Below are 11539 nucleotides of genomic sequence, written 5' to 3' on the forward strand. Positions count from 1 at the left end.
TATGAGCCCTACTTTCTATAAGTGAATTTATTACGTTGCCCTTTAAGTATACCTTACACAGCGATGATTGTGTCGACTTTAGCGCCTGTCAATTAACCGTTTAAACAGATGAAAGACGCTTATCTTTATTCGATTATTACTCATTATTCGAATAAGCTAAATCACTACGAAGAAGGGCTCTTATTAATTTCAATATAAAGGCCGTTGTATAAGTGTTCTCAATATAATAAGGGATGTACGACATCATTTGTTCAATCCATTTGTCGTTTTCATAATCCATTAAAATATGTTCTTCACTTTGTATTTTTTTACTTAGACGATATAGTTCTTCTTCGGTCGTAAAAAGCCATGCTAACATTCCATCATGAATAACAATTCCCTTTGAAATTATTTCAAAAGTATTGTCTGCTTTTAATGCCCAATCCAATGTTTTTTCAATGTTTTCACTGTTGTTCAGTTGTAATTGATCATAAAATGGCATCCTATTTTGCTCTTTTGTAAGTTGCTGGACTAAATCCGCTTTGGTGGCCACTTCCGTATGATACCAATCTGTTAGCTGAAGCATGTCTTCAAAAAAGACTGTTGTACTCAATTTAAGTATTACATTTTTTGGATAGTAATAACTTTTAATTTCCCCATTGCTCATTGTCGTCCTTTTGATAGCACTATCGATTTCTTTTATAAGATAGTTTATTTCATGAAAACCGTAATTCCCCCAACTCCCAGATACTTTTGCATCATTCGCCTTCCGTACCCCCAACCAAATAAGGGCATATACTTGTGAAGGTGTTAACCCCTCTAACCAACGTTGAATCGCATGAATAATCTTTGTTTCCTCTTTTGTTAACTCTTTTGCCAAATTATATTTTATACATTCTGCCTTCAAGAGTTCAAGTAATTGAGCACTAACAATCTCCGTCCATAATAAAATGACCTCCGCAGCTTCTTAAACACATGTAATTTTAGGGCGACATAAATATTTATGTACTTCCCATTCTTTCATCTTTTTAGCTGTAATGTTAATTTCATAATGAACCTCCGCAAGCAGGAATGAATAACTGTCTTTATCTTCATCTTTCGTAAAAGCTTCTAATTGAGAACAAGAGGCAACCGTTATCAGCTGCTTATTAAACAAGTCAGATAATCGCTCGGTATTCGTTTCTGTTGCTGTCTTTTCATACGTGCTATAGGCTGGAATAACCGCACCTAGACCAACATTTGCTTCTTGCAAGAGCACAGCAATTAGCAAACGGTCTCTCATCGAAACCGTTTGTAATTCAACACTCTCCATGTGGTTTATTTTCTTCTAAATAGGCTTTTAAAAGCGAACGTTTTTTTTTCGTCTGCAAGCTGACAATTTTCACAAGCACATGTTTTTTCTTTCGCCTGATAAATGATGTGCTGACATTGACTACAAACCAAATCGGGCTGCCAACTAGCCTTACTCGCACGGCTTGGTAATTTAGCATTAAGGTTGCTCTCACAATACACACACTGTGCTTCTACTTCTACATTTGGGAGGCATCTCACGAGTGAATTTGGCTTAAGCTCAATCTGCTGATGCACTAATATCCGTTCGATTTTTTCATCTGTAAAATAATATGCATTTAGTAGTGCAACGATACTCGTAGTTTCATAATTTACCAGCGGATTAAACGGTGGCAGCGGTCGTAGTTTCTCCGCCGTAATTTTAAATAATTCGATAGAAAGGTCCCCTTTCATTTAAGATATCATCACAGCTAAAACTTCATATAAAATGACCGATTTCAATTTCACTGCTACTCAGGCATTAAAGTGCAACCTTTTGTGTCACATACAATGGTGGCTAATTAGCAACATTTTCAACGCTGTCTCAGCAGATGAAGTGGTACGCACGCTTTTAAAAGACGGTAACGGCAAAAAGACAATTTGCTCAACACCTTTCACTAGATTGGCGTTACATTGAAGGTCCCTTTGTTGTTAACATAGCATACACCGCTAAACTAGTGAAATGATGAAGGCACACTTAATCAAAATAGCATTTTGGCATTTTTTTACGCTAAAATACGGCTTATTTTCGAATTACAGCAAAAAAAAACCAAGCACTCTCCGCTACAACAGTGGGGAATACTTGGTTCATTTAGCTCATTGACCTAATTATTCATTACAAAGGATAACCTGTTCAACTAACGTTTTTGTGTCACTGCCGTTTCATCTCAGAACCATGCCTGCGTGGTTCTGCCTCTGGATGAGTCCTTTTATACAGTTGCTAACATCATGTCAGCTTGAGAAACATTCAATTCGCTTACTATTTGATTGATAATAACGTGTGCTTCGGCTAAGGCACCAATTCCGCGTTTACCAGAAGTCAGTATGTCGACTCGCGGTGGGATTTCTTTGTAGTTGCGATGCGCTAACTTCGCTAAATTTTCTTGTAAAATCGATTGATTATACATTTCGGTATTCATTGCTGGACAGATTAACTTAGGCTTATCAGCAGGTATAGCCATACAAATACTGCTCACAATATCGTCAGCGATACCATTTGCTACCTTACCGATTATATCTGCGGTTGCTGGCATAATAACAATTAAATCGGTTTCTTGTGCTAAAAAGACATGATCGACAGTATCATATACTTGTGCTGTCATCCCTTCGGTCACAATTTTATTTTTAGAAATGATTTCTAATGTGAGTGGACTCACGAAAGCCGCGCTTTTTTTTGGTCATTGCAACATGAATCGTCAGTGGGTACCTCGCCAATTCCTCAATGATGAGTGGAATTTTATGTGCTGCAATACTTCCGGTAATACAAATTGTAACTTTTTTCATTTTTTGTCTCCTAATAATCATTTTCAAGTCTATCGACATCCGTCATTAATTTTAACATTACCAGTGAAAAAAGCAATACATATGGGAAGGCGTTAGTTATTGTTGCACGCTTAACTACCAAATAGCTTTTTCGTTGCTGTTCTGACCTTTTTGTTCCATATCAAACATCAAAAAAAGCGCTTGGCTATCTGTAGTGAACCCTAAAAATCTAACTTTTGGAGATCACTTCAATCCCTATAGTTGATGCGCATAAGCCGTTATTTCTAAAAGCAAAAGATGTTTTTTTATTCAGCTTAATCGTACATTTTACTCAATTATCTACTGTTAGACTGAATTAACAAACTTTGTATAGTAAACACTTCTTTTTTCTATATCTGAACCTGTGAAAATGCTACAGATAGAGCGATTAATTAGGTTATCTGATTGCAATGCTTACTTTAAGTAGCTAATCCATCATTATCTTTGTTAGTCATAATACGAATTCCTCTTTGCTTGATAGTTTGTCTGCATTTCGGCTATAAAGTCAGTTGAAGCACTCACGATATCTATCACCGAATCACTAATGTAATATAGGGTCATTTCATCGTAAAAAGATATATATGGATTTACCAAACCTTTTTTTATGTACCAAGAATAGTTAACGACTTCTTCTGAATTTTTAAAATCAACAGATCTGGAGTAAGCACTTTTTTTGTATTTCCCCTCAAAGAGTACACTTTTTCAATGATAGTTTTTTAAAGTGTACTAATTCCTCTCTTGTGATTAGTTAGAATTAAGATGAAGCATTTCAGAAGACGGACTACAATACTAACTCCAATGATACAGTCGCTTATTTTTCATTTATCAATTAATCCAATTCATTTCAAAATAAACGTCTAAAAAAGAAGTGTAGTCATACGCTTCAGCTTTTAGACAAAGTCAAATTGATTTTTTTCTGTAAAAATAGGGCAACCGACCTTCGACAGTTCTAATCGGGCAATTTCACTTTCGCATCTCAACTTTAGTTGCCTGTGACGCTCTGCTTTCACTTCCTTGTTCGCCATCTAACTAATCGCTGTAAAGCAAGTTGCTAGCTATGACAGAATTAAACGGATCAATAAAGCCTCCATTCCTACAGATACGCTTTTACTCCCACAATGAACTGATACAAGAAGTAGGCTGCAAAAACAAGTAAAATTAGCCCAGCAATGATTGAACTGATTTTAATTGCTCGGCGGTTCATCACTTTTCGCGTGTACGACACAATTGTTAGCAGGCCAATATCATGCAGGACGATACCGCTTAAAATACCGAGGGCCACAATTAGAAAGGAGCCTTTTCCCGTTGCATAGGAGTTACTTAAGGCTGTTCCAAAGACAGATACCCAAAAGACGAGGCTACCAGGTGATATCGCTACCAGTAGGCCCGTTGCATATGTTTTTTTGAAGGATTTTACTGGTTTTTCACCGGCGAGGGTGATATCGTTATCCGCCTGTCTAATCGAATCATAGGCAACGAGTCCTAAAAAGACGGCACCAATTAGCCATAATGGTAATTGGATATATGGCAGAGCTAACACGTTTGCTAAGCCGAAATAGAGCGCTACAATGAGCAACACATCAACCGTCATGCCACCAATACCGACAGCCCATCCGTGCATAAAACCGTGTTTAAGACCTTGTTTTATCATTTCTACACTTATTGCTCCAACTGGCATCGCAATGGCGAAACCAATCAGAAGATACATCCAATAAATCGTCATAGACATCCCCCTTATCTCTCCTTGTATTATATCAAAAAAAGAGTGTCGGACTGTTACTTTTCACATTGCAACTGGGTGTTAATTACCTTAGAATTCTTTGATAGAGCGAGTCGTTTACATCTCTCTATTAAGTTCGTATGACTAGCCGTTACAATTGCTGTCACATAGGCTATAATAAGAAAGGAATGTATTCGTATTTGTAGGAGGAACTCATGTATAAACAGACTGTTCTATTGGTCAGTTGTTTAATGCTGTTGTTCGTTATGGTTGGTTGCACCTCTAACGAGTCAGACAGCCGCACAACGACGACCGCTAAAATAACTTTTAAACCGATTGATCTTAACAAAACGGCTGACACATCAGAGGCCGATGAATCATTAAAACTTATTACTGCTATGCCCGATATAAAAGCCCAATCGCAAGCGACGACTGAACTCCTTACTATTCTCGGCAAGATGTCGTTAGCCTATTCATTTACCGAATCAGAAATTAATGTTTGGCCGCCATCACCTACCTATTCGGAACAGCTTGCGAATGCGTTAGGCCGTAACGGAGATAAAGACCTCGTTCTCACCGTGATGGAAACACTGCGCCAGGCAAGTGTATATGGTGATGGTTTACCATTGCAACTACGTTTAGCACCTTCGCAGCCACCAATCGGCAGTGCCTCTGCGGGTGAAATTACGCTCTACCCCACTGAAAATGACTTATTTACACAATAAAAAACAGCTCACTCGTATCGCATCATTGCGTTACAAGCTGAGCTGTTTTTTAAGTTTCATTTTGAGCTGTAATTAACGCATAACCGCTGGAGCGTTTCCGCTCATAAATTGGTTGACAAAGGCTCTGTTTAGCACTGAGCTATCACCGAAGGTAGTATGGGCTAACACTGCTGCTGCCGTTGCAAACTCAACTGTTTGTTGCAATGACTGTTGTGCCAGCATACCATCAATCACTCCGGCACAAAAGGCATCGCCTGTACCGATGCGATCAAAGGTTGGAATGGCTGATTGCTTAGAAACAACTGTTGTCTCCATTGTTCTGATAAAACCTTGCATCGTTTCGGCTGTTTTAAGGGTGCCGCAAAAGGCATCAAGTTCAAACTGCCGGAGACATTGACCGATGACATCATTACCTACCATTCCTAAACTAGCCGTAAGGTCGCGTTCACTGCCAAACACAACCGAGCAATGTGGCAGCATCCGTTGATAGGTTGCTTTAATGACTGACCGATCAGTCGTTTCATTTAAACTCGGACGATAATTAAAATCAAAAAAAACAGGAATGTTCGCAGTGGCTGCTTGCTCGGCGACTGCTAAAGCTGTCTCGCGGGTCGCCTCGGTCAAAAACAATGCAATGCCACAAATATGCACGGCATCAAGTGGTTGCAACCATCTCTTAATGGCCGTTTTGCTCACGGTGGTGCGACAAAAGGCCGAATCTAAGCGATTTAAATAGGTGACCTGCGAAGGGCGAGGATGGTAGCCACGTTCTAAAAAATAGAGACCGAGATGCTGATGGGCAAACGTAAGCGCGCGCGTATCAATTTGGAGGCGACGCAAGGCACCAGCTGCGGCCTGACCAACCTGATTGTCGGGCAAAGCGCTCAACAAGGTTGTATCATGACCAAATTGGGCCAGCCCACTTAATAAGTTGACCCCTGTTCCAGTGTAAGATAAATCAACGGTATCAGTTTGGCTGATTAATTTATATTCTGGTGGTGTTAGACGCATCATCACTTCACCATAGGCTCCGATGTTCATCTGCTCACCCCTTTGTCGCTAACACACGTTTCACGGTCGCAAGTAAACTTGCCACATCATCGGGGCGCGTGTCGCCATTGGCATCAATAATTGATGAGTACACATGTGGAATGATTTTTTTAACGCCGGCATCAACCGCAATTTGCACAATTTCTTCAAAGTTTTCTAAATCAATGCCTCCAGTTGGTTCGAGGTAAAAATCATGTTCGGCACAGGCTTTTGCCACGGCAATGTACTCCTCCTTATGCGCGAGTCCTTTCATCGGGAAGTATTTAATCGATGAACCACCCATATCTTTTAAGAGTGCAATCGCAGTCGCTAATGGCACTTCTGTCGGCGCTGTTTGGCTACTTAATGGTCCTGTGGCAATGTTTACAAAACCAACCTTGCCTGTTGGCGACACCAGTCCATTGACAACGGTATCGGTTTGACCGAGTAAGGCACGACTTGCGCCAATGCCAGTGAACACTTGGTTCACATGCTGCGGTTGTAATTCGGCTGAAATCCGACTCACCATCGCACTTTGATTCGGATCACCTGCCCCTAAACCAACCGATAACGCGTTATTGGTCGCTGCCGCATAGCGTTGCATATCAGCAATGGCAGCTGCATCACTATCGTAGTTTTTTGAGAGCACGCCTAAAACAACATGGCCTTCAGCGGCTTGATAGCAATCTTTGGCATTGGCAACAGAGCCTGCCAAGACATTTAAACAAATACGATCTTCGATATAATTCGGTGTTTTATTCATCATTCGACCTCTTCTCAATTAGTGTAATAGTTCTGTTAACCGTGCCACAATTTGTTCCATCTCCACGGCTGTGACCGCTCGAATATCAAACTCAATAATGCCGATATTGGCGCGGTATTCACGGGTGTATATCGCGGTCTTGCCTGCCTTCAAGCCGGCAATGACAGCGATGGCTGAGGCTGGTTCACTGATGGTGACTTCGGCACGATAAATATCACGGCCAGCACCGTCTTGCACACTTTTTGCACTGACGTGGTTGATTGCATTTAAGTTCACAATAAACGGCGCCAAGCGTGCTTGCATCGACGTTCCGGTTTCGCTGCCGTTTGTTTGATACACTTCAATTGCCCGCGTCAAACCTAAAATATTTTCTTTTCCGACCTTCATCGCCCGACCAATCCCTTTGTTTTGGAGCCTTACCCAAGCGATTAAGTCGGCGTCTCCGATAACTAAACCTGACGTTGGCCCTTCAATCGCTTTGCCCCCACTATAAATGACGAGGTTGGCGCCTTGCTCATAATACGTCTGCAAATCTTCTTCGGCAGCGGCGTCTACGATTAACGGCAGTTGATGTGCCTGTGCAACCGCAGCTGCTTCTGCTACGCTCAGCATGCTTTTTTGGACGGTATGGTGACTTTTAATGTATAAAATCGCGGCTGTTGCTGGTGTAATCATCATTGCTAAATGCTCGGCTGAGCACATATTCGCATAGCCTGCCTCAACAACACGACCTCCACCCAGTTCTACCATCACCTCAACCGGAGTGCCGTAATCGACATTATGCCCCTTTGGTAGTATGATCTCGCGTTGGCTTACCGTTGTCGTATTTGGATGGTAGGCATGCAATTGACTGCCTTGCCCGATAACGCCGGCCACACTTTGGGCAATTCCTGCAGAAGCGCTCGCTACGACCAATGCCGCCGGAACATTGAGCAATGACGCAATGTAACGCCCTGTTTTAACGACTAAGTCGCTCATTTCAAAAAAGTGAGTGCCGCCAAATTGTTGCGCTGCTAACACTTCATCGGCAACTTTGGATACACCTAAAATCGTCATTTTTCCCGAGGCATTAATGACCTCTTTTAAGCCATAAGTGTCATAACTATTCGTTGCTGTCACACTGATACACGCTCCCTCCGACAATTGTTTGTGTTGGCTGTATTAAAGTAGTAGTTGTACGAGTGTTACCGTTCGAGTCGGTTAACACCTTGTGTCCATCCACCAATTTGAAGATTGTTAAATCGGCATCGTATCCAACTGCGAGTTGTCCTTTGTTGTGTAGCTTAAAGACCGCAGCCGGATTGGCGGTAACCATCGGAATGATTTCGGCCAACGAATAGCCCAGCACGAGCATCTTTTCGAGTGTCGTTGCCATATCGTAAACCGGGCCAACTTCACGGTTACGGTGATAAATATCGGTACTGATGGTTTGACAAATAATGCCAGCAGCCTTGGCTGCCTCCGCTACCTTGAAGTTAAAACTATCTGTGCCATGACCGACATCAAAAATAACACCTTTTGCATAAGCCGCACGTACAAAGTCCTTGACTGTACCTTCGGCTGTTAAAATACCATTGGGCTTACCATTGTAGCAATGCGTCATTACATCACCGGCGCTCATATCCGCCAGAACGTCAGCCAACGACGGTGGTGCTGAGCCAACGTGAACCATTAAGGGCAACTGCTGATGTTGTGCTTGAATCGCCTTGGCCATCTCAAGCGGGATAATGCCATTGTTACCGATAACGGTTTTGCTCATTCGTGCCTTAATACCGACAATGAATTGAGGGTAATCCGCTAACGCTTTTGTAATCAAATCGGTTTGAATTTTAGCTAAGTCAGCCAATTCATCTTGTTCCACAATGCCCCATTTTGAAATATTAAGCAGGGCGTAAACATTCGTGTTGGCCGCGGCTGCCAACTCGTAAAAAGCACCAATGTTTTCGGCCCCAGTCGTGCCGGCATCAATCACCGTGGTGACCCCTTTTGGTACCCCGATTTGATCAGGGTAATCATAGTAGAGCGTCATCTTTTCGTAACAGTGCACATGATCGTCAATCCAACCGGCTGAAACATAGGTGTCACCGTCTAGCACAAGCGTTTGCTGTGCTTCAACTGTGCTATTTTTTTCAATCTCGATAATTTGTTTATTATCAATTACAATGTCACTTATTTCGTCCGTTATTAAACGGGCATTCTTAATTAATAAATCATACATGAGTCATCCTCCTTTAGGATTATAATGGAATGGGAAATAATGCACCAAAGGCCATTGCACCTAAAATAGCACCACCAGCAATCGGCTTTTTCCAGATGTAAAAGATTAAAGCACCGATTGTCGCACCAATTCCAATTGGAATTGAAGCTGCACATGCTGATAAGATTAACAACGGTCCAAGGAAGCGTCCGGCTGCGTTTCCTGCCCCCATCATCACATCAGCACCAAAGGTTGAACTTGCACCATTAATTGTTACCTTACGAATTAAAATGATGATACCGCCGATGAGTAAGCCACAAATTGCTCCAGTCAGCAATGCCAATCCGAAGTTAGTGATTGGTTTTTCAATACCCATGCTGAGAAAAATAGCCGGAATGCCGATACCAACACCAGTTAAAATGGAACCGCCTAAGTCTAAAATACCGACAAGTGATCCTTCAAGAATACGTGCGAATAAAAAACTAGCACCAAAGGCAGCAGCAGCACCATAAGAACCGCCATCCATCCCAGCCTTTAGCATGGCGACAATAGACACTTCGTTAAAAGCACCGACACCGTAGATATAATACATATGGGTTCCTGCAAAAACAGCAGCTGCCATAATTCCTACAAAGATTGGAAATGACCAGTCCGCATACCAAAAATTCTTTTTCAATCCTTCTTCTGTCATTCTATCCACCTCTTTCCATTATTTACCAATGTTGAAAACATCGTGCATTCCATTTAACCAATTAGGAATTGTTAATTTGAAACTCTCAATCATTTGCATATCGAATCCTCGGAAAAAACCACTAAAGACAAAGAGCAACACGACTGCAACCATAATTGATTTCGTAATACGTGTCCAGCCAATATCATCAACTCCTTTGCCCACTAAAATACCGAGTACCACACCCGGAACAGCATTTCCCATCACGAGTTGTGATAAGCCACCTAAAATAGTACCCCAGAAACCTGAGCGACGACCTGCATCGATGGCAGCAAGCCAAAAAAGCACTGGCATGACAGTATTGATTAGGATGGTAGCTGCTGGTACTAATACTGCGACTGCTGCGACTTGTAACGAAGATGGTATCGCTGATGCAGTTGTGTTTAAAAACGCAACAAGTACCATCCCGATTAAGCCACCGACCATCCCCATTTTTTTAGGATTGTGCATTGTTTCGGCCACACTTTTATTTTTAACTAGTAATACCGCTGTTGCCCAGTTTGGAATTACACGGTGTGTAACATCTTGCGTAAACGCACCCGCACCAACACTTGATGCCCATGCGTTAAAGAAAAAGCCAAGTCCAAAAGAGAAATGGGATGCTGCATCACCTTCACAGGCATTCATCTCACCTAGCGTTCTGAAGGCACCTAATCCTTGACTAGCTGGTGCATGAAACATTCTTGCTGCCCCGGCAGCTGCTGCAAATCCGAGCAACCCACCAATCAATAAAGACTTCATTAGTACAATTATAATCTCCATTTATGTGTCCACCTATCTTTCTATTTTCATCACATATCCTCATGTTATTTCTTGCTTTTGTTTGCGTTTACGCAAGCTAAAATTTTGATACACATTCTTTTGACGCTCTTTAAATGCAATATTTTCAACGACGATTTTTGTTAGCTCTATTGTTACATTAAGCTTAACTTGATAGGTTACTTTATCACGTTTAAAGAAGAAAAAGAGAAAGCGTTCTGTTTCATGTGTTGCTGTTGCTTCTAACATCTCAATATCTATCGGTTCGATACGAACAATCACATCATTTGATGACTGCAGCATTTTATTGTGAATGCTATTCAGTGCACTCGCAAATGCTTGTTTTTTTTGTGTCCCTGATCCTGTTACCGTAATTACTTCGGTTGTTTTTTTGTTTCACATTAGCCATCTCTTTTTTCCTCTCTTAGTTACCTTTTAATTTTGAATAAGCTTCAACAATACGTTGGCCTAATTCTTCTGAATCCATAAAACCAAAGCCTAAAACAGTATTGCCGTCATTAATCGCTGTAATCCCTTCTTCAACTGAACGCATGCCATGTCTCTCTTTATAGCCGTATTTTGTTGCTGCTGTAATCGCACCGGCACCACCACTACCGCAAAAGGAAAAGCCGATATCTGCTTTTTCTGTTTGCATGACATCACCAAGACGCATATCTGCTCCCATACCTGGAACTACTACTGCACGACCACCCGCGGCCTCAACACCCTTTGCAACATTTTGTCCTTTTCCTAATCGATCTGCAATAACTACTGTAATCATTTATTA

General features: G+C 41.5%; 14 protein-coding genes and 1 pseudogene. 1 reads left to right on the plus strand and 14 read right to left on the minus strand.

Annotation, left to right across the window (positions count from 1 at the left end; all coding sequences use genetic code 11):
• Positions 1-136: 136 nt before the first annotated feature.
• From BCAMP_RS00660 to BCAMP_RS00680, 6 genes are all read right to left on the minus strand, one after another.
• Positions 137-859 carry a hypothetical protein gene (locus BCAMP_RS00660; protein WP_156921075.1) on the minus strand — a complete coding sequence of 241 codons (723 nt, stop codon included), beginning with the start codon at positions 857-859 and terminating at the stop codon, positions 137-139.
• Between the two features lie 87 nt (positions 860-946).
• Complete coding sequence (locus tag BCAMP_RS00665; protein WP_035312870.1) at positions 947-1291, minus strand: hypothetical protein; 345 nt, start codon at positions 1289-1291, stop codon at positions 947-949.
• A 5-nt stretch (positions 1292-1296) separates the two neighbouring features.
• A complete protein-coding gene (locus BCAMP_RS00670) occupies positions 1297-1722 on the minus strand; it encodes a hypothetical protein (RefSeq protein WP_035312871.1) in 426 nt (141 codons plus the stop codon).
• A gap of 515 nt (positions 1723-2237) precedes the next feature.
• Positions 2238-2684 carry a flavoprotein gene (locus BCAMP_RS00675; RefSeq protein ID WP_051456766.1) on the minus strand — a complete coding sequence of 149 codons (447 nt, stop codon included), beginning with the start codon at positions 2682-2684 and terminating at the stop codon, positions 2238-2240.
• A complete protein-coding gene (locus BCAMP_RS14530) occupies positions 2653-2811 on the minus strand; it encodes a flavoprotein (RefSeq protein WP_198015660.1) in 159 nt (52 codons plus the stop codon). The genes BCAMP_RS00675 and BCAMP_RS14530 overlap by 32 nt, the downstream gene beginning before the upstream one ends.
• 1111 nt (positions 2812-3922) lie before the next feature.
• Positions 3923-4552 (minus strand): LysE family transporter, encoded by a 630-nt coding sequence (locus tag BCAMP_RS00680; RefSeq protein ID WP_035312873.1) that lies wholly within the window; start codon positions 4550-4552, stop codon positions 3923-3925.
• Between the two features lie 212 nt (positions 4553-4764).
• On the opposite strand from BCAMP_RS00680, the gene BCAMP_RS00685 reads away from it, so the two are divergent.
• Positions 4765-5274 (plus strand): hypothetical protein, encoded by a 510-nt coding sequence (locus BCAMP_RS00685; RefSeq protein ID WP_035312875.1) that lies wholly within the window; start codon positions 4765-4767, stop codon positions 5272-5274.
• 72 nt (positions 5275-5346) lie between these two features.
• Here the strand turns inward: BCAMP_RS00685 and BCAMP_RS00690 are convergent, their stop codons facing one another.
• From BCAMP_RS00690 to BCAMP_RS00725, 8 genes and pseudogenes are all read right to left on the minus strand, one after another.
• Positions 5347-6315, minus strand: coding sequence for a sugar kinase (locus BCAMP_RS00690; RefSeq protein WP_035312876.1), 969 nt, complete (start codon positions 6313-6315; stop codon positions 5347-5349).
• Positions 6316-6319: 4 nt separating this feature from the next.
• On the minus strand, positions 6320-7069 hold the full coding sequence (gene dagF, locus BCAMP_RS00695) for a 2-dehydro-3-deoxy-phosphogluconate aldolase (RefSeq protein ID WP_408605169.1): 750 nt from the start codon (positions 7067-7069) through the stop codon (positions 6320-6322).
• 15 nt (positions 7070-7084) lie between these two features.
• The gene (locus tag BCAMP_RS00700) at positions 7085-8185 is read right to left on the minus strand and encodes a DgaE family pyridoxal phosphate-dependent ammonia lyase (RefSeq protein WP_035312880.1); all 1101 of its coding nucleotides are present in this window, start codon (positions 8183-8185) and stop codon (positions 7085-7087) included.
• Positions 8169-9284: an amidohydrolase/deacetylase family metallohydrolase gene (locus BCAMP_RS00705; RefSeq protein ID WP_035312882.1), complete on the minus strand. Its 1116-nt coding sequence runs from the start codon at positions 9282-9284 to the stop codon at positions 8169-8171. Before BCAMP_RS00705 ends, BCAMP_RS00700 begins: the two co-directional genes overlap by 17 nt.
• A 19-nt stretch (positions 9285-9303) precedes the next feature.
• The gene (locus BCAMP_RS00710) at positions 9304-9954 is read right to left on the minus strand and encodes a DUF4310 family protein (RefSeq protein ID WP_051456767.1); all 651 of its coding nucleotides are present in this window, start codon (positions 9952-9954) and stop codon (positions 9304-9306) included.
• Between the two features lie 18 nt (positions 9955-9972).
• Positions 9973-10755 carry a DUF4311 domain-containing protein gene (locus tag BCAMP_RS00715; RefSeq protein ID WP_035312885.1) on the minus strand — a complete coding sequence of 261 codons (783 nt, stop codon included), beginning with the start codon at positions 10753-10755 and terminating at the stop codon, positions 9973-9975.
• 39 nt (positions 10756-10794) lie between these two features.
• A pseudogene (locus BCAMP_RS00720) lies at positions 10795-11133 on the minus strand (DUF4312 family protein); the annotation flags it as partial.
• A 43-nt stretch (positions 11134-11176) separates the two neighbouring features.
• On the minus strand, positions 11177-11533 hold the full coding sequence (locus BCAMP_RS00725; RefSeq protein ID WP_035312889.1) for a glycine-rich SFCGS family protein: 357 nt from the start codon (positions 11531-11533) through the stop codon (positions 11177-11179).
• Positions 11534-11539 lie beyond the last annotated feature (6 nt).

It is taken from the genome of Brochothrix campestris FSL F6-1037, assembly GCF_000525915.1.
GTDB classification, from domain to species: Bacteria; Bacillota; Bacilli; order Lactobacillales; family Listeriaceae; genus Brochothrix; species Brochothrix campestris.